The 23820-nt window shown below is 71.6% G+C and carries 15 protein-coding genes; 6 read left to right on the top strand and 9 right to left on the bottom strand.

Going from position 1 to position 23820, the window contains the following annotated elements; all coding sequences use genetic code 11:
* Nucleotides 1-37: 37 nt before the first annotated feature.
* The 7 genes from pyrH to J3R08_RS06630 form a co-directional block, all read right to left on the bottom strand.
* Nucleotides 38-805 carry a UMP kinase gene (pyrH, locus tag J3R08_RS06660; protein WP_043325891.1) on the bottom strand — a complete coding sequence of 256 codons (768 nt, stop codon included), beginning with the start codon at nt 803-805 and terminating at the stop codon, nt 38-40.
* A 158-nt stretch (nt 806-963) separates the two neighbouring features.
* Nucleotides 964-1791: a translation elongation factor Ts gene (tsf, locus tag J3R08_RS06655; RefSeq protein WP_064447054.1), complete on the bottom strand. Its 828-nt coding sequence runs from the start codon at nt 1789-1791 to the stop codon at nt 964-966.
* 130 nt (nt 1792-1921) lie between these two features.
* The gene (rpsB, locus tag J3R08_RS06650) at nt 1922-2773 is read right to left on the bottom strand and encodes a 30S ribosomal protein S2 (protein WP_043325892.1); all 852 of its coding nucleotides are present in this window, start codon (nt 2771-2773) and stop codon (nt 1922-1924) included.
* Between the two features lie 323 nt (nt 2774-3096).
* Nucleotides 3097-4161, bottom strand: coding sequence for a hypothetical protein (locus tag J3R08_RS06645; protein WP_113971807.1), 1065 nt, complete (start codon nt 4159-4161; stop codon nt 3097-3099).
* A 289-nt stretch (nt 4162-4450) separates the two neighbouring features.
* Nucleotides 4451-4783: a hypothetical protein gene (locus J3R08_RS06640; protein ID WP_158559959.1), complete on the bottom strand. Its 333-nt coding sequence runs from the start codon at nt 4781-4783 to the stop codon at nt 4451-4453.
* A gap of 32 nt (nt 4784-4815) precedes the next feature.
* On the bottom strand, nt 4816-15627 hold the full coding sequence (locus tag J3R08_RS06635) for a LamG-like jellyroll fold domain-containing protein (RefSeq protein WP_209960372.1): 10812 nt from the start codon (nt 15625-15627) through the stop codon (nt 4816-4818).
* A gap of 79 nt (nt 15628-15706) precedes the next feature.
* On the bottom strand, nt 15707-16171 hold the full coding sequence (locus J3R08_RS06630; protein WP_209960370.1) for a hypothetical protein: 465 nt from the start codon (nt 16169-16171) through the stop codon (nt 15707-15709).
* Nucleotides 16172-16450: 279 nt separating this feature from the next.
* Between J3R08_RS06630 and J3R08_RS06625 the strand changes: the two genes are divergently transcribed.
* From J3R08_RS06625 to J3R08_RS06610, 4 genes are all read left to right on the top strand, one after another.
* Complete coding sequence (locus tag J3R08_RS06625) at nt 16451-16810, top strand: YraN family protein (protein ID WP_069088764.1); 360 nt, start codon at nt 16451-16453, stop codon at nt 16808-16810.
* Between the two features lies 1 nt (nt 16811).
* Nucleotides 16812-18332 carry a YifB family Mg chelatase-like AAA ATPase gene (locus J3R08_RS06620; protein ID WP_166455530.1) on the top strand — a complete coding sequence of 507 codons (1521 nt, stop codon included), beginning with the start codon at nt 16812-16814 and terminating at the stop codon, nt 18330-18332.
* Nucleotides 18329-19507: a DNA-processing protein DprA gene (locus tag J3R08_RS06615; RefSeq protein WP_104113927.1), complete on the top strand. Its 1179-nt coding sequence runs from the start codon at nt 18329-18331 to the stop codon at nt 19505-19507. The genes J3R08_RS06620 and J3R08_RS06615 overlap by 4 nt, the downstream gene beginning before the upstream one ends.
* A gap of 259 nt (nt 19508-19766) precedes the next feature.
* Nucleotides 19767-20153, top strand: coding sequence for a hypothetical protein (locus J3R08_RS06610; RefSeq protein WP_064447049.1), 387 nt, complete (start codon nt 19767-19769; stop codon nt 20151-20153).
* A 38-nt stretch (nt 20154-20191) separates the two neighbouring features.
* On the opposite strand, the gene J3R08_RS06605 is transcribed toward J3R08_RS06610, so the two are convergent.
* Nucleotides 20192-20533 (bottom strand): hypothetical protein, encoded by a 342-nt coding sequence (locus tag J3R08_RS06605; RefSeq protein ID WP_043325899.1) that lies wholly within the window; start codon nt 20531-20533, stop codon nt 20192-20194.
* A gap of 426 nt (nt 20534-20959) precedes the next feature.
* Here J3R08_RS06605 and J3R08_RS06600 point away from each other — a divergent pair, with 426 nt between their 5' ends.
* Nucleotides 20960-21886, top strand: coding sequence for a tyrosine recombinase XerC (locus J3R08_RS06600; protein ID WP_209964030.1), 927 nt, complete (start codon nt 20960-20962; stop codon nt 21884-21886).
* Nucleotides 21887-21935: 49 nt separating this feature from the next.
* Nucleotides 21936-23117, top strand: a complete 1182-nt coding sequence (locus J3R08_RS06595) for an aminotransferase class V-fold PLP-dependent enzyme (protein ID WP_209960368.1) — start codon at nt 21936-21938, stop codon at nt 23115-23117.
* Here J3R08_RS06595 and J3R08_RS06590 read toward each other — a convergent pair.
* The gene (locus J3R08_RS06590) at nt 23031-23711 is read right to left on the bottom strand and encodes a murein hydrolase activator EnvC (RefSeq protein ID WP_374102398.1); all 681 of its coding nucleotides are present in this window, start codon (nt 23709-23711) and stop codon (nt 23031-23033) included. The two genes, J3R08_RS06595 and J3R08_RS06590, sit on opposite strands and share 87 nt — an antisense overlap.
* Nucleotides 23712-23820: the final 109 nt, after the last annotated feature.

The following is a 23820-nucleotide window of genomic DNA, read 5'->3' as shown; positions in this document are numbered from 1 at the left end:
CGTGGCAGAGGGACCGCTTGTCGATCCGGCGGGCCGGTCAGGCGGTGATCAGGGTGCCGATCTTCTCACCGGCGACGGCCCGGACGATGGTGTCGTCGCCCTGGGCGCCGAAGACCAGCATCGGCAGGCCGTTCTCCATGCAGAGGCTGAACGCGGCGGCGTCGGCCACCCGCAGGTTACGGCGCAGCACCTCGGAGAAAGTGATCGAGTCGAGCTTGCTCGCGGTCGGGTCGATCCGGGGGTCGGCGGTGTACACCGCGTCCACGCCGTTCTTGCTCATCAGCACCACGTCCGCGCGGATCTCCAGCGCCCGCTGGGCGGCCACCGTGTCGGTGGAGAAGTACGGCATGCCGGCGCCCGCGCCGAAGATGACCACGCGGCCCTTCTCCAGGTGCCGGATCGCCCGCAGCGGGATGTACGGCTCGGCGACCTGGGCCATGGTGATCGCGGTCTGCACCCGGGTCTCGATGCCCTCCTTCTCCAGGAAGTCCTGGAGGGCCAGGCAGTTCATGACCGTGCCGAGCATGCCCATGTAGTCCGCGCGGGCCCGGTCCATGCCCCGCTTCTGCAGCTCGGCGCCGCGGAAGAAGTTGCCGCCGCCGACCACCACGGAGACCTGCACGCCACGGCGTACGACGGTGGCGATCTGCCGGGCGATGCCCTGCACGACGTCGGGGTCGACACCGATCGCGCCGCCGCCGAAGACCTCACCGGAGAGCTTCAGCACCACCCGGCGGGACCGACCGGGAGGAGGCGCGGTCGGATCCTCCATCGCCAGGCTCCGGTCACTCACAACCTGCGTCATCCGCCCCGCCCCTTCTCCCCGCGCATAGCGCGGGCGTCGCGTACGTGCCCTTGCCGACCCTATGTGACGAGGAGGCCGCGGTGCCTGTCGCGTACACCGGCGGCCTCCTCGTCGACGTTCTCCCCTGTGCCCGGGCCCGGAAGGCCCGGCGCGGCGGCTCAGGCCTGGCCGACCTCGAACCGCAGGAAGCGGGTCACCTCGATGCCGGCGTCGGCCAGCACCTGCTTGACGGTCTTCTTGTTGTCGGCGACCGACGCCTGCTCCAGCAGGACGAAGTCCTTGAAGAAGGCGTTCACCCGGCCCTCGACGATCTTCGGCAGCGCCGCCTCGGGCTTGTTCTCCTCGCGGGCGGTCTGCTCGGCGATGCGCCGCTCCGACTCGACGGTCTCGGCCGGCACCTCGTCGCGGGTGAGGTACTTCGGCCGCATCGCGGCGATCTGCATGGCCACGGCGCGCGCGTCGGCGTCCGCCGCCTCGTCGTTCTTGCCGGTGAACTCCACGAGCACGCCGACCGCCGGGGGCAGGTCCTGGCTCTTGCGGTGCAGGTAGACCGCGGTGGTGCCGTCCAGCTTGGCGAAGCGGTTGAGCACCAGCTTCTCGCCGATCTTGGCGGACTGCTCCTGGATCAGGTCGGCCACGCTCTTGCCGTCGATGCTGCTGGCGAGCAGCTCCTCGGCGTTGGTGGCGCCGCTGGCCACGCCGTGCTCGACGAGCTGCTGGGCCAGCGCGATGAAGGCGTCGTTCTTGGCGACGAAGTCCGTCTCGCAGTTGAGCTCGAGCAGCGCCTGGCCGGAGTGGGCGACGAGCCCGTTGGCGGCGGTGCGGCCGGCCCGCTTGCCGACGTCCTTGGCGCCCTTGACGCGCAGGATCTCGACGGCCTTGTCGAAGTCGCCCTCGGCCTCCGTCAGCGCCTTCTTGGAGTCCATCATGCCGGCGCCGGTGAGGTCGCGGAGCTTCTTGACGTCCGCGGCGGTGAAGTTGGACATGACTCTCTCTTCGGTGTCAGTGAGGTGGTCTGGGGTGCTGGTTACCCGGTTCCGGGCCGGTGCTGCCGCCCGGCGTACCCGTCGCGCCCCACCGCCGGGAATCGCCGACGGTGGGGACGCGACGGCGAGATCACTCGGCGGCGGCGGTCGCCGGCTGCTCGGCAGCGGCGGCGGCGGGCTGCTCGTCGGCCTTCTTCGGCTCCTCGAGCAGCTCACGCTCCCACTCGGCCAGCGGCTCGTCGGCGGCGACCTGGCCGGCCTCGGGCTTCTCGTCCGCGCCCCGGTTACGGCCGGAGCGGGCGATCAGACCGTCGGCGACGGCGGCGGCGACGACCTTGGTCAGCAGCTCGGCCGAGCGGATGGCGTCGTCGTTGCCCGGGATCGGGAAGTCGACCTCGTCCGGGTCGCAGTTGGTGTCGAGCACGGCGATCACCGGGATGCCCAGCTTGCGGGCCTCGTCGACGGCGATGTGCTCCTTCTTGGTGTCGACGATCCAGACCGCGGCCGGGAGCTTCTGCATGTCCCGCAGACCACCGAGGGTCTTGGTGAGCTTGATCTTCTCGCGGGAGAGCTGGAGCGTCTCCTTCTTGGTGTAACCGGCGGCGGTGCCGCTCAGGTCACCCAGGGCCTCCAGCTCCTTCATCCGCTGCAGCCGCTTGTACACGGTCTGGAAGTTGGTCAGCATGCCACCGAGCCAGCGGTGGTTGACGTACGGCTGGCCGACCCGGGTCGCCTGCTCGGCGATGGCCTCCTGGGCCTGCTTCTTGGTGCCGACGAACAGGATGCTGCCGCCACCGGCGACGGTGGTGCGGACGAACTCGTACGCCTTCTCGATGTAGTCGAGCGTCTGGCGCAGGTCGATGATGTAGATACCGTTGCGCTCGGTGAAGATGAAGCGCTTCATCTTCGGGTTCCAGCGCCGGGTCTGGTGCCCGAAGTGCACACCGCTTTCCAGCAGCTGACGCATGGTCACGACGGCCATGGTGGGTTACTCCTACATTGTCCCTGGTTGTCCGTCCGGCCGGCGGCCGGACGCCTGGCGCCCGGTCGGCGGCCGGGGTGGGCCCGGGTGAAGAACCGGGACCAGGGAGGCCGTCGCCCCACGGAGGAGACCGTGGAGAGGGCACGCGAGGTCGACCGCGCGAGGCGGTCGCCAGTCGACCAGTGTACGCGCCCTGTCCGCCGCACGGCCCTCGGGTGCGGGAGGCGGCCTTGCTCAAACCTTGATCGACTCCGGTACGGCGAAGTGGCGGTGTCAACCTGCCTGTGACACCGCCACTTCGGGGTGGATGGGCGTTTCCCCGCTCAGCCCGCCGCGAGGGCTGCGGCGAGGAAGAGGACCAGCCCGACCGTCAGGTACGCCGTCGGCGGGCGCAGCCAGCCCCGGCTGCCGTCGGCCAGCGCCAGCCCCCCGGTACGCAGCCCGTACAGGCCGGTGCCGAAGATCGGCAGCCCGACGGTCAGGAACATGCCCACCACCACGTGCGACGTCGACACCGGGTCGCCGAACAGGCCGTGCAGCAACACCCGTACCGCCGGCACCTCCAGCACCAGCACCATCACCGCCAGCAGCACCGCGAGCGCCGGACGCCGGGTCCGGTAGACGCCGTCACCGGGCGGCGGACCGTCCGGCCGGGGCATGAGTGCCGGCATCGGGCCGGTCGGCATCTCCAGCGGATTCGGGGTCGCCGCCGGCTCGGCCGGACCGGCCGGGCGCTCACCGATCCGCAGCGGAGTCGCCTCGCCGGGGTTGAGCCGCGCCGCGGCCGACGGGTCCGTCCCACCGGTCACCGGCGGCTCGGCCGACCGGCCGGTGTCCACGATCGGGTAGCCGCCGAGCGGCCCCGGACCGGCCTGGCCGGCAGCGCCGCCGAGGGCCAGCGCGTTACCGCCACCGCGCGGATCGGCGTGGTGAGCGGCCAGGCCGTACGGGTCGCCGCCGGTACGGGACGCGCCGTCGGAGGCCGGGGTGCCGAGCGGGCTCGCCGGCGCCGCGCTCAGCGGGTTGCCGTGCGCGGCGGTGCCGAGCGCGTCCACACCGCTGCGGGACACCGCGGCGAGCGAATCGTCCGCGGACTCGCGGGCCGCCCGCCGCCCGGCACGTGACCCGGGCAGCTCACCGGAGACCTCCGGGTCGTCCGGCCGCTGCGACCGCCAACTGCTCGTGTCGTCCACCAGCGGGTCGGCGGCGGAGTACCGGCCCGGCTCGGCGTACCGGCTCTCACCGGCGCGCTGCTCCGGCGTGCGGTAGTCGTCGTCGCGGTAGCGGGGCTCACCCGCGGCGCGCCAGTCCGACTCGTATCCGCGGTCGCCCCATCGCGACCCCTGCTCATCCTCGGGATAGCTCCGTCGTCCGTCCACGACGGGCACGGTATGCGACCGGCTCCAGCCGCGCCATTCGGGTCGGGGGGCCGTCGACGCAGGTCAGCGCCTACGCCGCCAGAAGGCCCCCACCCAGCGTCCGTTGCGGATCAAGCAACAGACTCAGGAGCAGCCCGTAAGGCTCGAACACGAGCCGTCATCGACACGAACACCGCTCACACGTGGTCGCGCCGACCGTCCTCAACGAGTCGTGAGACCTGACAGGGCTCGACCTTCCGAGCGAACCCAAGGAGCGGGGTAGCCCGCCCAAAGAATGAAGGCGGCGATCGGACAGTCTTTATTCAACAACATATTCGCTGAGACTGGGTTCCACCCACGCCGCATACCCAAGGATCGGGCGCTGCTTGAGTTCACCCTCCGAATCATCGATCAAGTCTCGGCGCACCCGCAGGCCATAATGGACAGAATACTTGATTCCTTCGATAAAGACAGATCCACACTCAGTGGATCCGCGAGGATCACGATAGCTTGATTCAGCTAACTCCCACCCCGCCTTACGAATCTTGTCCAGCACAACTTCAAACGCTCTCTCGCTGCCACCGATACCGGGCAGAACCCCTCCAACCCGGGCCAGAATCTCTACCGGATCTACACGGCTCTCGTTAGTCATATCCCGCCTCCGAACAGTTGTTCTGGCGCAGTCTATCTGGTGCTCTGCCACACTCGGACTTCACCTTCATGCTCCCAGAAGTACGTAAAGGTTGCGCCGGCATCCTCCGCTGCGCGATTCATCGCGCCTTGACAACTCGAACACGGCGCCCTCGTACCCTGGATCACCACATGCCCATCCAGCGGCACTGGCTTCTCCATGAAGAACTCATCATCACGAATAACCCGCAAACCGTAACTCGGAACACCACCAGACATTCTCGCCACGCGGTTTTCGGTATGACTCAGCGTCTCCCCGCCTCGACCAATGGCCGCCTCCGACGGCCGCTGCGCGCCACTACGTATTGAGTAATCGTGGACGACTTTTCCCTTAGAATCCGTTACGGTCACGTCCGCCCAGTGAGTTGTAGGCGAAACGGGGCAAGAATTCAGTGCACCTAGATCAACGTTGTGTACGAGAACCGGCTCGTCGTCGGCGAGCACGTAGTACGTGTGGATGTCCGCGACCGTCAGGTCGCGCATCTCCTCGTCGCCGGCGAAGTTGTCGACCGCGACGACGGCGACCTCGCGTCCAGGTCCACCACCACCCATTCCGGCGCCGGTACCGTCACCCTCCAGCCGCTTGTCGTCGTGGACGAGCAGCCGGTGGCCCACGGCGAGCTTGGCGGCGTCCACCCACGCGCTGTCGGTAGCGTCCCAGAACGGATGGTGCTGCGTGGTCTTCAGCACCGTCGTCTTGCCGGCGCTGTCCTTGACGGTGACGTCGGTGAGGTCGCGGTCCCGGTTCTGGTGCAGGGCGGTGACCGGCTTCGCCGCCGTCTGTCCGGCCTCCGGATCGGTCGCCGCGACCTTGTCCCCGAGGGCGACGTCCTTGATCGCCTTGCTGGACCCGTCTGCCATCAGCACCCGGGTCTCCGGGTCGAAGCTGTGCCTGGTGCGGCAGCCCGGCGACCCACCGGACGAGGAGGCCCGTTCCTCGGTGCTCGAGCGCGGCCGGGCGGCCGGGTTCGGTCCGCCCGCGCCGTGCAGGTCATTGCCGCGGCCCAGCGACGGCAACTTCCCGCCGAGACCCGGGGCGCGGCTGGCCCCGCCGGCGAGCATCTTGCTCGCGCCGCCGGTGAACTTGCTGATGCCGGCCGACAGCGCGCCGTCCAGGCCGCCCTCGATCATGGTCCCGGCCAGGCCGCTCCAGGAGAACTCCTCGTCACCCCGGGCGACGTCGACCATGTAGCCGGCGCCGGAGGACATGGCCCCGGCGACCGCGCCGGCCAGGATCAGGCAGCCGACCCCGGTGGCGCAGAGCGCGCCGACCGCGACCGTGGCCGCGACCGCCACCGCTGCCGTGGCGACGAACTTCCACGGATCCTTCTTGATCGCCGCCACCGTGGACTTCACGCTCGCCACGGCGCGTTTCACCGTTTTCTTGGCAGCCTCCCGCACACATTTGGAGGTGCCCTTCTTCAAACATTTCTTCGTGGCGTTGTAGGCGTCGGCGACCTTCTGGACCTTCTTCTTCGCCCAGCGTTTGGTCGAGTCCCAGGCGACCTTTCCGGCCTTCTTGATTTTCTTCTGGACCTTCTTGGCGCCCTTCTTGACGTCCTTCCACGCCTTGCCGGAAGCGACGTAGTGGTAGGTGTTCACCGTCGCGCGGTACGTGCTGACGGCTGCCTTGTAGCTGTAGTTGACGACCTGTTGCGCGGCCGCGACCGGGCGGGTCACCACGTTGACCACGGACTTCCAACTCGGCAGGCCCCAGTGACCCGTCGGGTCGGTGGTGGTCAGCGGGTTCCCGTCGCCGTACTGGAAGCGGTTGGCGGCCACGGAGTCCGGGACCGGGTCGTTGGCCGCGGTGTCCCGGGTGTCGAACTGTCCGGTCGCCGGGTTGTACCAGCGGGCCAGCATGTTGACCCGGCCCGTGGCCGAGTCGGTCCACTCGGACTGGTAGCCGAGGTTGCCGAGCAGCCCGGAGCCGGCGACGACAGTACCCAGGGGGTCGTAGGTCCGGGAGCCGCTCAGCGCCGTGCCCGTGGCGGTGAACTGCCCCACCACGTCGTCGTGCTGGTCGGTCCAGGTGTAGACGGAGTTCGCGCCGTTGCCGGCACCGGTGGCCAGCAACTCGCCGTTCGTCCCGCGGGTGTAGGTGGTCCCGGAGTCCTGGGCCAGGTCGTTGCCGAGGCCGCTGTAGCGGAATCCGGGCTGGATCGCCCGGCCCTGCGCGTCGTAGGTGTAGGTGCTGGTCCCGGTCGCGGACTGCTGCGACAGCACCTGTCCGTACGCGTCCGCGACGGTGGTGAGGACGCCGCCGCCGGATGACGTCTGCCGGAGGGTGCCCCGCGCGGTGTAGGCGTACGTCGCGCCGTCGCTGGCCGTCGCCAGTTGGTTGCGGGCGTCGTACGTGAAGGTCCGGGAACCGGCCTGGGTCCGGTTGCCGGCGCCGTCGTAGGCGTACCCGATGGTGGTGCTGCCGTTGTTCCAGGACGTCAGCCGGTCGGCCAGGTCGTAGGTGTAGGTGTTCGAACCCGACCCGGCGAAGCCGGTGGTCACCTTCGACGTCTCGTTGCCGTTGTTGTCGTAGCCGTACGTGATGGAGGCCAGCGTCGTGGTGCCCGCTGCGTTCTTGAGCGTGTCGGTCTTCAGCCGTTGCAGGTAGTCGTAGCCCAGCGTCCGCACGTTGCCGGACCCGTAGGTCATGGTGGCGATCTGCGACATGGCGTTGTAGCCGACCGTCAGGTTGACGCCCGTCGTGGTGTTGGCGGCGGTCCGCAGCCGGCCCGCGCCGTCGTAGCCGAACGTGGTGGCGCCGGCCGCGTCGCTGCGCGAGGTGACGTTGCCGTCGCGGTTGTACGCGTACGAGACGTTGTCCTGCGGGCCGGTGATGGACAGCGGGAGGCCGCGGTCGTCGTACGTGATGGTGTTGGTGCCGGCGGGAACCGACAGCGACGTGATCCGGCCCGCGTCGTCGTAGCCGAAGCTGCGGCTCGCGGTGGCCGCCTCGGCGCCGGTACCGGTCTGACCGGTCAGCCGGCCGAGGTCGTCGTAGTCGTTGTGCACCCGCACGCCGCCCGGCGCAAGCTGGTCGGTCACCCGGCCGGCCGCGTCGTAGACCAGGCTGAAGGTGCGGTCGGCCGCGTCCGGGAACGCCGGGGTGGCCGGCTCGATCTGGGACTCCGGCTTGCCCCACGAGTTGTACGTGGTCCAGAACGCCAGTGCCCGGCCGTTTGTGAACCTGGTGCGGTTGCCGGCCGCGTCGTAGCCGAACGAGGTCTGGATCGACGTGGTGGGCGTGGTCGGCTGGTTCTCGCCGGTCATCCGCCCCATCGCGTCGTACGTGAACGTGGTCGTGGTGGTGCGGGCGTCGGTGGCCGAGGTGAGGTTGCCGTTGTCGTCGTAGCCCGCCGACTGGGTGGTGAGCACCGCGTTGGCCGGGTCGAGCCGCTGCACCCGGGTCTGCCGGCCCGCCGCGTCGTACGTGACGACCTGCTTGCTGGAGTCCGGGTTGGTGGTCTTGACGACCTGGCCGAGGCCGTCGTACTCCAGCAGCGTGACGTTGTTCGCGCCGTCCTTGACGCTGATCGTCTCACCGGCGGAGTTGTAGCCGTACGAGGTGACGACGCCCTCGGGGGTGGTGGTCTTCTGCAGCCAGGGACCGGTGCCGTACGCGCCGGTGCCGTAGTCGTTGACGCTGGTGTTGGTGGCCGGGGCGGGTTGGCGGACCACCTCGCTGCTGGTCAGCGTGCGACCGAGCATGTCGTAGGTGGCCGTGGTCTTCGCGCCCGTCGCGTCGACCGATTCGAGCAGGTCACCGACCTTGTCGTAGAGGGCGGTCGCGGAGCGGCCGGTCGGCCCGGTCACCTTCGTGACGTTGCCGAACATGTCGTACTCGAAGGCGGTGGTCTTGTCGAGCGGGTCGGTGCTGGCGATGACCTGGCCCAGCTTGTCGTAGGTCGTCACGGTGCGGGCGCCCACGATCGGCGCGCCGCCGCCGGGCGGCGTGTAGTCGGGCAGGATCATCTGGTGCGGGCGGCCCAGCGCGTCGACCCGGCTCTGGGTGACGTTGCCGAGCGGGTCCTGCACCTCGACCTGCTCGCCGAAGGTGTTGTAGCCGATCCGGCTCACCGGGCGGGAGTTGACCGTCTCGGCGCCGTACGACTCCGTGGTGACGGTGGGCGCGACGGTCTGGACGGCCTGGTCCGCCTCGTCGTAGTCGTAGTTGGTGACGTTGTTGAGCGGGTCCTTGACCGCGGTGGTGAGACCGCGCTTGTCGACCGTGTTGACGGTGGTCATCTCGTTGGTCCACAGCGCCGCCGCGGTCCGGCCGTTGCCGCCGTTGTAGAGGGTGGACACCTCGGCGGTCGACAACGCCCGCTGGTACGCCTGCACGTTGTCGACCGAACCGACGAAGGTGCTGCCGCCGGTGCTCCAGGAGTTGCCACCGATGGTCATTCCGGTGGCCGAGGCGAACGGGGTGGGATTGGTGACCGAGGTGCCGGCGACGTTGTTGACGTACAGCGACATCCGCTTGGTCGGGGCGTCGAACACCGCCACCATGTGCACCCAGGTGTTCGCGGCGACAGCGGTCGCCGACGTCGCCGAATAGGTGGTCGACGGCGAGGCGACGTCGGTGGCCGGAGCGCTGAACGCCCACTTCGCGAGGCTGCTGTTGTACTGGAGGGAGAACGCGGCGTTCTTGGTGCCGCCCTGCCCGAGCGCGGTCTGCGTGGCGGTCAGGTTCCCGGCCCGGACCCAGGCCGACACCGAGTACGAGGCGGTGGTGTCGAGCACCTTGTTCGGGGTCTGCATGTATCCGGCGGTGGTGAACGTCGCCACGCCACCGCTCGTGGTCACGTCGGATGCGCGGAACTCCATGTCGTTGTGCGACGGGGAGGAGTCGTAGCTGATGAACGGGCGCAGGGCGAGGAAGCCCGCGTTGTCGTTGTAGCTGGTCTCGTCGAGCTTCCACCAGCCCGCCGGTCCGCTGTCGGCGCTGCGGCCCACGCTGCTCGACGTGGGCCGGCCCATCGGGTCGTAGCCGGTGCGGGTGGTGCTCAGCACCGTGCGCTTCGCACCCGACATGGTGCGCGTCGCCGTGACGCGGTCGTCGCCGTCGTAGGCGTACGTGCTGATCCGGTCGACGCCGTCCGGGCTGACCGTCGACGAGACCACCCGGCTGGCCGGGTCGTAGAGGTAGCTGGTGGTGGTGGCGCCGTTGTTCTCCTTCTTGACGGCGAGGTTGCCGGCCTCGTCGTAGGTGTTCTCCTCCAACACCTGAGTGGTGGTGCCGTCCGTGCGGCTGACCTTCTTCAGCTTGCCGTCGCTGTAGTAGTCGTACTTCGTGGTCCAGTTCATCGCGTCCGTCTCGGACGCCAGGTCGCCGTTGGCGTAGTAGGCGCGGGAAAGGATCTGCGTGGTGGTGCCGTCCTTGCCGGTCAGCGTGGCGGTGAGAACCTGGCCCTCGCCGTCGTACGTGGTGCGCAGCCGGCGCAGCACGTCACCGCTGGGGCACTGAGACGACGGGGCGGGGTTGCTGTCACAGGTCGTCTCGGTGGTCTGGTTGCCGTAGGCGTCGTACTCCTGGAGCGTGACGACGCCGACCGGGTCGACCACCTTGACCAGCCGACCGCGCTCGTCGTAGCTGTTCGTCACGGTCCGGCTGGCGTCGCCGCCGGTGAGGTCCTGCTGGGTGCGGGTCAGCACGTTGCCGTCGGCGTCGAACGTGTCGACGGTGCGCAGCGTGTGCACCGCGCCGGTCACCCGGTTGGTCACCGCCGGCTCGGTGGACTCCGTCACCTGCCCGTCGGCGTCGTAGCGGAACGTGGTGACCAGCCCGGCCGGGTAGGCGTCCGAGATCACCTTGCGGCTCGTCGCACGCCCGAGACCGTCGTACGCGAACTCGGTGACCAGCCCCGCCGCATCCGTGATCTTGACGGCGTCGCCGGCGGCGTTGTACTCGGTCCGCTGGACCGACCCGGCGGCCGAGGTGGTGGTGAGCGGCAGTCCGGGCGGGGTGACGCCGCCGCCCACCGCGGGCGTGGTAGCCGTCGTGTACGTCATCGACACGGTACGACCGGCCGGGAAGTCGGCCACCGGCGGCGACACCATCGAGGTGCGGTTGCCGGCGGTGTCGTAGGTGAACTTCGTGCGGTAGCGCTCGTCCTTGTCGTTGCGCGAGCGCGGATCCCGGATGTCGGTGATCTGGTCGTTGCGCGCGTCCGGCGTGAGCTGGGTGGTGGTCGCGTCCGGCCAGTAGCTGTAGTAGGTGGTGTCGCACTCGCTGAGCCAGTCGTCGTGCGGTCGCGCGCAGGTGGTCGAGCGGATCGTGTTGCCCCGCGCGTCCTTGCCCGACTCGGTGAGCTGGCCCAGCGGGTCGTACTCGATAGAGGCGAACCCGCCCACGTCGTAGCCGTAGCTCGTGGTGTTGCCGAGCACGTCGGTCTCGGCGATCAGCCGGTTACCGTTCACCAGGTCGAAGTAGCGGCTGGAGACCTTGTTGCCCGGATCCGTCACGGTGACCTTGGAGACCGGGGTCAAGGTCGGGCCGGTGGTGTCAGCAGTCGGCGACCCGACCGCCTTCGACGCCTCGTAGTGCGCGTTGACCTGGGCGGCGGTGAGCAGCTTGTCGTAGAACGCGAACTCGGCGATCTCACCGGTGAAGTAACTCGTCGCGCCGGACGACCCCGGAAGCCCTGAGGTATAGCCGGCGCCGATGTAGGCCGGACGAAAGCCGCCCTGGTATCCCTCGTTCTTGGTCGCCACGAGCTTGTTGTCCAGGAAGAGCGCCTGCCCGTTGGGCCAGTGCTTGCCCAGCACGACGTGGTGCCACTTGCCGTCGTTGACCTTGGTGGTGCCCGAGGTCATCGTGATGGCGGCTCCGATTTGCTCCAGGCCGCCGCGCAGCACACCGTCCGAGCCGACGTACAAGGCGGGGATGTTCGACGATCCGGTGGGCGTGCTGTCGATGCTGTACAGCACGCCGCTCTTGGTGGTGCCCGCCGGGATCCGGAACCACATCTCCACCGACGCGGGGAACTCCACGGTTCCGACTGCGGTATCGCCGGTGCCGCTGAGGTACGACGAGGTGCCGTTGAACCTCGCGCCGAACCGGTCCGGGAACGGGCTCGTGGTGTTCGGCTGCGAGGTGTCGAACGTGACGTTGTGGTACTGCATCGAGCCGCCGACGACCTCGTTCACCGCCTGGGCCGGGGCGTCGATGTCACCGAGGCGGAAGTAGTCGCGCGGGCGGGTGCCGAGGACGGCGGAAACGTAGCCCTGGCTGGACGAGATGCCCTGCGGCACACCGATCTTCCAGGTGCCGCCGTTCTCGTCGGTGACCTGGCTGACCCGGCCGGAAACCGGGTCGTATGTGACCTGCGCCTGCACCCGGCCGGCCTCGCTGGTGATCTTCGACATCGAGGGGGCCGCGGTACGGCCGCTGTTCCACATCGCAGTCACGGTGCTCGCGGTCACCGCGGTGTTGAACATCGCCACCTCGGCGACCGACCCGTTGAAGAACGAGGCCGTACCCGTGGTGTTCGGCTGCGCGGGCCACGCGCCGCCGAGGAACCCGGCACCCACGTAGACGTTCGGCACACCGGTGAAGGCCATGTTGATGGCACCGGTCAGCGTGCCGGCGACGGCGCCGTCCAGGTACAGCGTCTGGCCGCCGCCGTTGCCGGCGAGCACCACGTGGTGCCAGCGGTCGTCGGTGACCACCGCCGCCGAGGCCATCGCCGACGCCGGGCTCACCAGGTACTCGCCGCGCAGCTTGCCGTCGGTACCGATGTACAGCGCCGGGACGTACGCCTTCGTCGTCGTGGCGCCCGGCGTGACCAGATCGTCGGAGTAGCCGAGCAGCACCCCACCGGCCGTGCTGGTCTTGAACCAGAGGCTGACCGACTGGTACGACGCCTCGTTGATCGCCTTCTGCCGCAACTGCACGCTGGAGGTGGTGCCGTTGAACCCGGCCGCCGTCGCCGACGAACCCGCGAGCGGGCCCGGCGAGCCGAGGGTGACGTTCGTGTACGCGGCGTTGTCCGCGCCGTCGTTCGACAGCACCGTGCTCATCGCGCTGCTCGCGCCGGCCGGCTCGTTCAGCCTCCAGTACGAGTACGGCCCGGCGTTGAGCGTGGTCGCCTCGTACTGCGAGGAGGTGGTGTAGTCGTACCGGGTGCAGTCGGTCGTCGTGCCCGGCGGGCACACCGTCCTCAGCAGATCCTTGTCGTAGCTGTACTGCCAGGTCAGGCGAGTGGTCGCATCGCCGGCCGTCACCGGGTCGGAGGTCACCTGCGTGACGTGCGGATACCCCGCGTCGGCCGGGGTCGACCAGCTGACCGCCAGCGTCCGACCGGACGAGACGGAGGTGAGCAGGTCGACCAGCCCGTTCGCGTCGTACCGCAGGGTCTCCGCGCGCCCGGAGGAGTCGGCGATCCGGGTCAGCCGGTAGACGCCACCACCGACCGAGCGGGTGAACTCGTACGCGGTGGCGTCCTTGTCGGTCAGCGAGTAGCCGCCGGTGATCGGCTTGAACACCGAGAATCGGCCGGACGGGGGAACGAAGACGCCGTCCGCGTTGCGCCCGAACGCGACCTCCTCACCGGAGGGATAGCGGACCGCGACGGTCTGCACCGCGCCGGAGGCGTCGGGTTGCTCCCGCACCTGCATGTCCAGCAGCGACGACCAGCCCTGACCGAACGCGCTGTCGGCCCGTACGTCGCGGCTGTTGTAGTCCCGCGTGATCGACAGCGCCGGACCGGCGGTGGCGACCTCGGCGTCGCTGTCCGAGATGGTGTAGTTGCCGGTGCTCGGCTCGAACCCCTTGCCGCCGTTCTGGCCGAGGTCCGCGCTGATCATCGGTTGCGGAACGGCCGTGGTGAACGCGTACGCCACGGGCGTGGCAGGTGCCGTGGAGGACCAGTCGTTCACCTGAACCGTGTACGTGTAGGTCTTGCCCCAGGACAGCGCGCCGGCGGGTACCTTCCACACCCCGCTCGTCACCCACCCGGAAGCGGCCACCTGCGTGCCGGCGGAGTCCTTCACCACGAACGTGTAGCGCAGCCCCTTGTTCGGCCAGGCATCCGAGTCGCGGCCGCTCGCGGCCAGCTCCGGGGTCAGCGTGGAGACCGTGTAGTTGTCCGCCGGGTACCGCACGTCGATCTGCGGCGCGACGTTGTCGGTGTAGGTGACGTCGATGAACGGCGTACAGGAGATCGTTCCGTACGTGGAGTGCGCGCAGTTCAACGGCGAGTTCGCCGAGGTGAACCGCTTCCAGGCCGTGGAGTCGGTCTCGCTGGCCTTGATCGCCAGCCCGTAGGTGCCGGCGCCGGTGACCCACTCGTTGACCTCGGCGGCGTTCAGCGGCACCGAGACCCACGTGCCCACGTTCCGGGTCTTGGCGGTGTTCCCGCAGGCAGCCGTGTTCGAGGGTGAGGCGTTGCCGATCGAGGCGGACAGGGTGGGGAACGTGCCGAACTTGACGGTGGAGGCGGCCCAGTTCTGCGTCACCCGGTAGACGTCGAACCGGCGGGCGACACAGCCGGTTCCGACGCCCTGGTAGCTCATGAAGACGTTCAGGTCGGCCGCGCTGAGCCTCTTGCCCGCGTAGGTGCTGCCGAAGGTGGAGAACGGCAGCAGGGCCCGCGCCTTGCCGGTGGCGGTGCCGTCGAAGGTGCCGGCGGCCACGTTGTCCTCGCCGGAGCGCTGGGTCTCCGTGACGTCGGACTGCACGTACGTGTCACCGGTCGCCGTCTTGATCGTGCCGGTGGACGGGTCGAGCAGCACCGGGAACTTCCGCTTCGGGTCGCGCAGCCACGCGCCGTCGATCGTGACCTTCAGCGCCTGCCCGGTGCCGTGCGGGACGAGGGTGTAGTGCACCGAGTGCGAGATCGCACCCGTGCCGGACGCGTCCACGGTCGCGTCCTCCAGGTAGCCGACCGGCATCCGGGCCGCCTCGGTGCCGTCCGCCCGGAGGAAAACCGCGTCGCCGTCGGTGTCGATACCGGCGGTCAGCCCACGCAGGCGCAGCGGATAGACGTACTCGGTGGGTGCCTTCGCCGAGTGCAGGACCAGCGTTTCCTTGACGTCGGTTCCGGTCACGGCCATCGTGACGTCCACGTCCGGCAACGCGCGTTCGTAGGTGAGTTCGTTGCCGTTCACCCGGGCGGTGGGCGCAACGGCGCCGGCCAGGTCGAAGCCGAGGCTGCGGTCGTCGTCGAGCCTCAGGTCGACCAGGGGTTGCCCGGGCTCACCGGCGGCGGCGAAGGTGACGCCGAGAGGATGCGCCTTGACGGTGAAGCGCCCGTCGGGCCGCCGGACGATCGCCGGGTCGATGGAGCGCCAGGTGCCGTCGGCGTCGCGCCAGTTGACCGGCCGCTGGTAGACGCGCCGGGTGACCGACCCGTCGGCGTTCTGGAAGACGTCCGATGTGGTGGTCGACGCCGCGGGCAACCGCTTGCTGGTACGGGGCTGGTAACCCTGCCGTCCGGGACCGGTCTGGCGCACCTGTCCGGCCGGCCGGTGAGGCTGGAAACGGGGCAGCTCCCCCTTGGCCCGCTCGCCGCTGGGCCGGGCGCGGTCGCGCGCCGCAGCGACGTAGTGCCCGCCGGGCGCCCGGCCCGCTTTCTGCTTCGGGGTGGGCGGTTCGGCGCCCCACGACGGACGCAGCGACAGCATGTCGGTGAGCCAACTGGTCGGCCATCCGTCTCCGGCGACCGGCGGCAGCGGCTCACGTGGTGCTGCGGTGAGCAGCGCCAGCGCCAGGATCAGCACTGTCGCGACTCGGCGCACGCCGCTTCGCACCGAGATCTGCCTGGCCGCCGTCGGGCGCAGGGCAGGATCGTATTGACCGCCCATGGCAGCCTCCCCCGTGGTAATCGAACCCAGCGGAAGCTTCCTGGACGTTTACTGAAAAAGCAACGGTCAATCTTGAAGATCATCGATCGGCGGCGGAGGCCACCTGGCGCTCCACGCCCGCCGCCAGATCCTCGGCCGATTCGCCGGACACCGCCGGAACGGCCGGGTCCGGCGACACGCCGACCACGAGGTACTGCACGTCGGGGAAGCGCTTGTGCCCCGCGACCAGGGCCGCGACCGGGGCTGCGCCCACCGCGACCACCATCCGGCAGCGCTGGACGCCGAGCGTGTTGAAGAAACCCTCGGCATTCTCCGGCGTCTGCTTTCCGACCACCGCCAAATGCTGGATCTTGATCGAGGTGGCCGACGACGCCCGTTGCATCCCCTGCCAGCTGGCCGCCGCCTCGGGCCCTGCCAGACCCCGGTCGTCGGTCAGCATGCAGGCCGTGAACGCCCGGTACTGCCGTTCCCGGGGCGGCGGGGCGGGCTCGGGCCAGAGCAGCCACGCAAGCGCCGCGACGGCCAACAGGCCCGCCGTCACCACCGCTACCAACCGCCACCGCCTGTCCACTGCGAACACCGCGAGACTCCCTCCGCCGTTGCCGGCTGCGACACCCGGCGGGAGCAAGATACGGCGCGCGGCCCCGGGCCGGGGCCCGGTCGCCCAGGAACAGGACCGCCGTATACCTGGCGGCAGCGGGTCGCAGACGCAGCCGTAGCACGTCGGGCGCATGATCGTGAGCCCGTCCACAGAACGGTCCTCGTCCACAGGCCGAATCCGCGCATCCCCTCCGCCGGACCCGCCGCACGCATCCTGGCCGGCATGACGAACCGGAACCGAGCCGTCGGCGCGTACGGCGAGCGGTGCGCGCTGCGGCACCTGATCGAGACGGGCCTGCGCCCGGTCGCCCGCAACTGGCGCTGCCCCGAGGGCGAGATCGACATCATCGCCTGGGAGGGCCCGGTCCTGGCCATCTGCGAGGTCAAGACCCGCCGCAGCGAGCAGTTCGGCTCCCCCGCCGAGGCCGTCGTCCCGGCCAAGGCCCGCCGGCTGCGCGGCCTGGCCGCCCGGTGGCTCGCCGAGACCGGCACCACCGCCGACGAGGTCCGCTTCGACGTGCTGTCCGTCCGGCTCCCGCTCACCGGCCCCGCCCGGGTCGAGCACCTGCGCGGCGCGTTCTGACATGGGGTACGCGAAAGTGCTGAGCGTGGGCCTGGCCGGAGTCGCCGGTCACCTCGTCGAGGTCGAGGCCGACCTCGCCCCCGGCCTGCCCGCCGTGATCATCTCCGGTCTGCCCGACACCGCGCTGCACGAGGCGCGCGACCGGGTCCGTGCCGCGATCGTCAACTCCGGCCAGAAGTGGCCCAACCGGCGGATCACGCTCAATCTGCTCCCCGCCACGCTGCCCAAGTACGGCTCGGCGTTCGACCTGGCTATCGCCGTCGCCGTGCTCGCCGGCTCGGGTGAGCTGCCGCCGGTGGCGCTGGACGCCACTGTCGTGCTCGGCGAACTCGGCCTCGACGGCGCGGTGCGCCCGGTACGCGGCACGCTGCCCATGGTCGCCGCCGCAGCCCGCGCCGGGCACACCCGGGTCGTCGTACCCGCCGGCAACGCCGCCGAGGCGGCGGTCATCCCCGGCGTACGGGTGCACGCCGTCGACACGCTGCACCGGCTCGTCGCACACGTCCGCACCGGCGCGCCACTGCTCGCCCCGCCCGCTCCGGCCCCGGCCGGGACCCCACCCGGGCCGGATCTCGCCGACGTGGCCGGCCAGCCGCTCGGGCGGCGCGCGCTGGAGATCGCCGCCGCCGGCGGTCATCACCTTGCGCTGCTTGGCCCGCCCGGCGCCGGCAAGACCATGCTCGCCGAGCGGCTGCCGTCGGTGCTGCCCGAGCTGGACGACGAGGCCGCCCTGGAGGTGACCGCGCTGCACTCGATCGCCGGCCTGCTGCCGCCCGGCGGCGGGCTGCTGCGCCGTCCCCCGTTCCAGGCGCCCCACCACACCGCCACGGTGCCTGCCCTCGTCGGTGGCGGCTCCGGGCTGGCCCGTCCCGGCGCGGTGTCGCTGGCCCACCGCGGGGTTCTGTTCCTCGACGAGGCGCCCGAGTTCGGCAAGGGCGCGCTGGAGGCGTTGCGGCAGCCGCTGGAGAGCGGCCGGGTACGTGTGGCACGCACGCGCGGCGCGACCGAGTACCCGGCCCGCACGCAACTGGTGCTGGCCGCCAACCCCTGCCCGTGCGCGAAGCCGTCCGGCGACGTCGACTGCGAGTGCACACCGCTGGCCCGGCGGCGCTACCTGGGCCGGCTGTCGGGGCCGCTGCTCGACCGGGTGGACGTGCAGGTCCGGCTGCAGGCGGTACGCGCGGCGGAACTGTTGCGTACCGATGCCGCGCACGAGTCCTCGGCCACCGTCGCCGCCCGGGTCGCCGCCGCACGACGAGCCGCCGCCGACCGCTGGGCGGCCACCGGGCACCGGGTCAACGCCGACGTCCCCGGCCCGTACCTGCGCCGCCCGCCGTGGCACCTGCCGGCCCGGGTCACCGCGGACCTGCGGCACCGGCTCGACACCGGTTCGCTGTCCGCGCGCGGCTACGACCGCGTACTGCGGCTCGCCTGGACCATCGCGGACCTGGACGGGCGGGACCGCCCCGGCCACGACGACGTCGCGGAGGCCATCCAACTGCGGACGGGAGAGGCCGCGTGAGCACCGAAGAAACCAAGCTGGCGCGGGTCGCGCTCACCTGGCTCGCCGAGCCCGGCACCCGATCCGTGTACGCCCTGGTGCAGCGGATCGGCCCGGTCGCCGCGCTGGACCTGCTGCTGTCCGGTGGCGCGCCGGAGCGGACCCTGCGCTCGGCCGTGGCGGCGCGGGCCGCTGCAGGTGACGCCCGGGCGGTCGCGGCCGAGGCGCTGGCCCGTGGTGAGCGGCTGGGCGCCCGGCTGGTCACCCCGGACGACGACGAGTGGCCGGCCCAGGTCCGTGACCTCCGGCGACTGGCGCTGCCCGGCGCCACCCGCCGGGTCGATGTGGAGACCGACCCGCCGCTCTGCTTCTGGGTACGCGGGGCGTGGCCGCTCGGCGAGACGCTGGCGCACTCGGTGGCGGTGGTCGGCGCCCGGGCGGCCACCCCCTACGGCTCACACATCGCCACCGAGCTGGGCTACGGCCTGGCCGACCGGGAGTGGACTGTGGTGTCGGGCGGGGCGTTCGGCATCGACTCCGCCGCACATCGCGGCGCGTTGACAGCGGGCGGGCGCACCGTCGCCGTGCTGGCGTGCGGGGTGGACCGCCCGTACCCGATGGGCAACGCCGCGCTGTTCGACCGGATCGCCGAGACCGGCCTCCTGGTCAGCGAGTGGATGCCGGGCGCGGAGCCGCTGCGGCCCCGGTTCCTCATCCGCAACCGGGTGATAGCGGCGGCGACACGCGGCACGGTGCTGGTGGAGGCGGCGGCGCGCAGCGGCGCCACCCAGACGCTCAACCGGGCGCTCGGCCTCCGGCGCCACGCCATGGTGGTTCCCGGGCCGGTCACCTCCGCGATGTCGGTCGGCGGGCACGAGGTGCTGCGCGAGCGGCCGGACGCCCGGCTGGTCACCGGCCTCGCGCACGTGCTGGAGGAGGTGGGGCGGATCGGCTACGACCTGGCCCCGCCGGCCCGAGCGCCCGAGCGCCCACGGGACCGGCTCGACGAGGAGGCCACCCAGGTGCTGGAGGCGTTGCCCCGCCGCCGGGCGCTCGACCTGGAGAGCGTCGCCGCCCGGGCCGGCGTGGACCTGCGTACCGCGATGCGCAAGCTGTCCCTGCTGGAGGAACTGACGATGGTGGTTCGTCGCGACGGCGGCTACGCGCTCGCCCCGCCGGCGGCCGGCCCGACGTGACAGGCGGCGCGTACCCCCTCGCAACCGCCCGGCGACGGGGCCGTGGGACCGGCCCCGGTCTTCTAGGATCACCATTTCGCGCGCGGCGGAAGCCGTTGCGGGAACGATCGCGCCCCGGCCGGACGCCGGGCGCCGTCACGGGGAGAAGGATGACTGGGGCAGCGAACCGTCGCACATGTCCACAATGGTCGGAGTCCGGCGCCGAGGTGCGGCTCGCCGGGCCGGCGTCGGCCATCCCGCCGACGCGCGGAGGCGGCCGATGAGCACGCAGGAGACCTCGCGCCGCAACCCGGCGGCCGGCCCACCCGGGTCGGGGCGTCGTGCGTTCGGCGGCATGCTGGTCGTGGTCAGCCTCTTCGTGGTGTTCTTCGCGATCCTGTCCCACCGCGACATCGGCGACTACGACCCGAACGGCCCGACGATGTGCGGCGAGGATGTGATGACGCCCCGGGACCGGTGCATGTTCGGCGCGGGCGACGGCTCCTACGAGGCGCAGAAGGCCGAGGCGGAGAAGCAGCACGACATCGACCTGATGATCCGGGACATCGGCTTCGTCGCCGGTCCGGCGCTGTTCGTGGCCGGAGTCCTGCTGATCGTGTGGGGCACGCGCCGGATCCGGGCCACGCGGCAGCCGGCCGAAGCCTGAGCCGGCACGGCACGGCACGGCGACGGGACGCGCGATCGTCAGTCGCCCTCGAACCGGATCTCGGTGTCTCGGCGCTCCGCGCAGCGGCGGGCCAGCCGGGCCAGCCGGCGGATGTGGTCGGCCTCCGCCGGCGCCCCGGCCACCTCGGCCAGGCACCGCAGGTCGGCGAGCAACTGCGACATCCGATCGGTGTCGACTGTCAGCTCGCCGAGCGGGTCGACGCGATCCAGCAGCGGCGTCCGGCCACCGCCGCGGACCCGCGCCAGCAGACCGAGCAGCACGTCCTGCGGATCCGCGACGACCTCGATCGAGACGTACGCGGGCCGGCGACGACTGCTGCCCGCCGATATCTGTCGGTAGAGGACCGCGTCCACTCCCACTCTCGGCCCCTTTTCGTACCGGGCGTCACCGTCGCGGGACGCGGCTGTCCGATCGCGGCCGGATCGGCCACCCGTGGGGCGCGCCGGCTCAGCCACGCTGCCGTCCGGTTGCCGCCCTGTGCCTGGCCGCAGCATGAGTTTCCTCTGTCCAGGCCCGGTTTAGCCACCCTGCTCGGCGCGGCGCGATCGTCACGCCGGAAGGCACTGGCGCGGCGGCGCACGGCACACCGCGGCCACGGCGGCGCCGACGGCCCGGCCGGCGCGGTGAAGGCGTGCGGCGGCTCAGCGCGCGGCGGCGCTCCGGCCGTACGCTGGACCGGTGATCGCTGTCCGCCTCCGTTACGACCGCGTGCGCCAGGTCGGGGTGCCGCGGTGAGCAAGCGGCAGCGCGGCACCCGGGACGCGCACGAGGAGCTGCCCGCGTCGATGCGCGAAGCGGTGGACGACTTCGCCGACCACCTGTCGCGGGTGCGCAACCGGTCCGTCCACACCGTTCGCGCGTACGTCACGGATCTCGTGTCGCTGCTCGACCACGCGGTCCGGATGGGCTGCGCCGAGCTGCCGGAGCTGGACCTCGCCGTGCTGCGCAGCTGGCTGGCGAAACAGCGGACCATGGGCGCGGCCCGGACGACGATGGCCCGCCGCGCCGCCGCGGCCCGGACGTTCAGCGCCTGGGCGCACCGCACCGGCCTGCTCGCCGACGACATCGCCGCGCCGCTGGCGAGCCCTCGGGCCCGGCGCGAACTGCCCACCGTGCTGCGGGCCGACCAGGCCGCCGCCCTGATGGAGGCGGCCCGGCCCGCCGACGCCCCGCAACCCGAGGGAGCACCGGGCGCGGACACGCCCGAGGCGGTGCTGCTGCGTGACCGGCTGCTGCTCGAACTGCTCTACGGCACCGGGGTACGGATCAGCGAGGCGTGCGGCCTGGACGTGACCGACGTCGACCAGGGCCGCCGGGTGGTGCGCGTACTCGGCAAGGGCGGCCGGGAGCGGTCGGTGCCCTACGGGGTGCCGGCGCAGCGGGCGCTCGATGCGTGGCTGAGCGTCGGGCGGCCGACGCTGGCGACGCCCGGCTCGGGCCGGGCGCTGCTGCTCGGGGCGCGGGGCGGGCGGCTCAACCCGACCACCGCGCGGCGGATCGTGGCCGACTGGACCGAGGCCGCCGGGGTGCCCCGGGTGACGCCGCACGGGCTGCGTCACTCGGCCGCCACCCACCTGCTCGAAGGCGGCGCGGACCTGCGGGCGGTGCAGGAGTTGCTCGGGCACTCGTCGCTGGCGAGCACGCAGATCTACACGCACGTGTCGGTGGAGCGGCTGCGCGCGGCGTACCGGCAGGCGCACCCCCGCGCCTGACCGGCGGAATCCCGCCGGGTGATGATCCATCTCGGGCTAGGATCGATGGATGACGGTGCCGCAGCCGCCCGAGCCGATTCCCGGTGCTCGGCTGCTCTTCTCCCTCGATCCCTCCGTCAGCCACCTCAACCACGGCTCGTTCGGCGCCGTGCCGATCGCCGTGCAGCGCGCCCAGCAGCGCCTGCGCGACGAGATGGAGGCCAACCCGCTGCGGTTCTTCACCCAGGGCCTGGTCGACCGGATCGCCCACGCCCGCCGACACCTGGCCGCGTTCCTCGGCGCGGACCCGGACGGCACCGCGCTGGTCGGCAACGTCACCGCCGGCGCGGCGGTCGTGTTGCAGTCGCTGGCGCTGCGCCCCGGCGACGAGGTCCTGACCACCGACCACGGCTACGGGGCAGTGGCCCTCTCGATCGCGCGGGAGTGCGCCCGCACGGGGGCGGTGTCGCGCACCCTGCCGGTGCCGTTGGCCGCCACCGACGAGGAGGTGGTCGAGATCGTCCGCGCCGGGTTGCGCCCCGGGCGTACCCGGCTGCTCATCGTCGACCAGCTGACCTCGCCGACCGCCCGGCTGTTTCCGGCCGCCGCGCTCGTCGCGGTGGCCCGCGAGCAGGGCGTGCCGGTGCTGGTGGACGCCGCGCACGCGCCGGGCATGCTGCCGGCTACCGTCGCGTCGATCGGCGCCGACTTCTGGGTGGGCAACCTGCACAAGTGGGCGTACGCACCGCGCGGCACCGCCGTGCTCGTGGTGGCGCCGCAGTGGCGGGAGAAGATCCAGCCGCTCGTCGTCTCGTGGGAGCAGGACAGCGGCTTCCCGACCCGGGTGGAATGGCAGGCGACGCTCGACTACACCGGCTGGCTGGCCGCCCCGGTGGGCCTGTTCACACTGCGCAGCCTCGGCGTCGACCGGGTACTGGCGCACAACGCGGCGCTGGCCGCGTACGGGCAACGGGTCGTCGGGGACGCGCTGGGTGTGGCGCCCGAGCGGCTGCCGGAGCCCGGCGGACCGGCGGTCGCCATGCGTCTGGTGCCGCTGCCGCCGGGCGTCGCGACGACACTTGACGCGGCCCGGGAGCTGCGGGCCCGGATCGCCGACCGGCTCTCCGCCGAGGTGTCGGTGGCCGGCTGGAACGGGCGCGGCTACCTACGGCTGTGCGGCCAGGTCTACAACACCCCCGACGAGTACGACCGGCTGGCCGTCCGGCTGCCCACGCTGCTCGCCCAGCGCTGAGCGGCGCATCCGGCCGAAGCCGGCGGCGGCGCCACGACTCAGGGGACCGGCGTCGGCTCCCGGGTCGAGCGGCAGCAGCCGGACCCGGCCGAGCCCGAGCAGCGCCAGCGGATCCAGGTACTCGGCGCCGCGTCGCAGCCCCCAGTGCAGGCAGGCCGCCTCGGCGCAGCCGGGATGCCCGGCGAGCAGGTCACCGATCGGGGTGCCGGCGTCGACCCGGGTGCCGGCGGTGACCCGGGACCGGACCGGCTCGTAGGTGGTGCGCAGCCCGTCGTGGTGGCCGACGGTGAGGACCGGCCGGCCGGCGACCGAGCCGGCGAACAGGACGGTCCCGGCGCCAACCGAGCGGACCTGCGCGCCGGGCGCGTCTGCCAGGTCCACGCCCCGGTGCCCGGACATCCACGGCTGCGGCGGCGGGTCGAACCCACGTGCCACGCGGGGTGGACCGGGCAGCGGCCACCGGAACCGTCCGGCGATCGCCGGCCCGCCGGGCGCGCCCCGGTATCCCGTCGTGACGTCCGGCCCGTCAAGGACCGCCGCCGAGCCGCCCGCCGCCACCGGCCTGTCAAGGCTCGCCGCGGGGACGCCCGGCAACCAGAAGGCGAGCACGAGCACAAGCAGCAGGCCCCTGCCGGCCCGACCGATGGGGATACGCACACCGCGTACCCTGACCGTCCGCGTGCTGCCCCGCGCGCGCCACGCG

This window comes from Micromonospora sp. HB375, from assembly GCF_017872985.1.
Lineage (GTDB): Bacteria > Actinomycetota > Actinomycetes > Mycobacteriales > Micromonosporaceae > Micromonospora > Micromonospora chalcea.
This window is presented reverse-complemented; position numbering and strand designations above follow the sequence as displayed.

Bases quoted from the DNA above. Each gene is read 5' to 3' on its own strand.
- J3R08_RS06620 (WP_166455530.1), top strand. From the start codon at position 16,812: ATGGGGTACGCGAAAGTGCTGAGCGTGGGCCTGGCCGGAGTCGCCGGT.
- pyrH (WP_043325891.1), bottom strand. From the start codon at position 805: ATGACGCAGGTTGTGAGTGACCGGAGCCTGGCGATGGAGGATCCGACC.
- rpsB (WP_043325892.1), bottom strand. From the start codon at position 2,773: ATGGCCGTCGTGACCATGCGTCAGCTGCTGGAAAGCGGTGTGCACTTC.
- J3R08_RS06625 (WP_069088764.1), top strand. From the start codon at position 16,451: ATGACGAACCGGAACCGAGCCGTCGGCGCGTACGGCGAGCGGTGCGCG.
- J3R08_RS06635 (WP_209960372.1), bottom strand. From the start codon at position 15,627: ATGGGCGGTCAATACGATCCTGCCCTGCGCCCGACGGCGGCCAGGCAG.
- J3R08_RS06610 (WP_064447049.1), top strand. From the start codon at position 19,767: ATGAGCACGCAGGAGACCTCGCGCCGCAACCCGGCGGCCGGCCCACCC.
- J3R08_RS06600 (WP_209964030.1), top strand. From the start codon at position 20,960: ATGCGCGAAGCGGTGGACGACTTCGCCGACCACCTGTCGCGGGTGCGC.
- J3R08_RS06640 (WP_158559959.1), bottom strand. From the start codon at position 4,783: ATGACTAACGAGAGCCGTGTAGATCCGGTAGAGATTCTGGCCCGGGTT.
- J3R08_RS06595 (WP_209960368.1), top strand. From the start codon at position 21,936: ATGACGGTGCCGCAGCCGCCCGAGCCGATTCCCGGTGCTCGGCTGCTC.
- tsf (WP_064447054.1), bottom strand. From the start codon at position 1,791: ATGTCCAACTTCACCGCCGCGGACGTCAAGAAGCTCCGCGACCTCACC.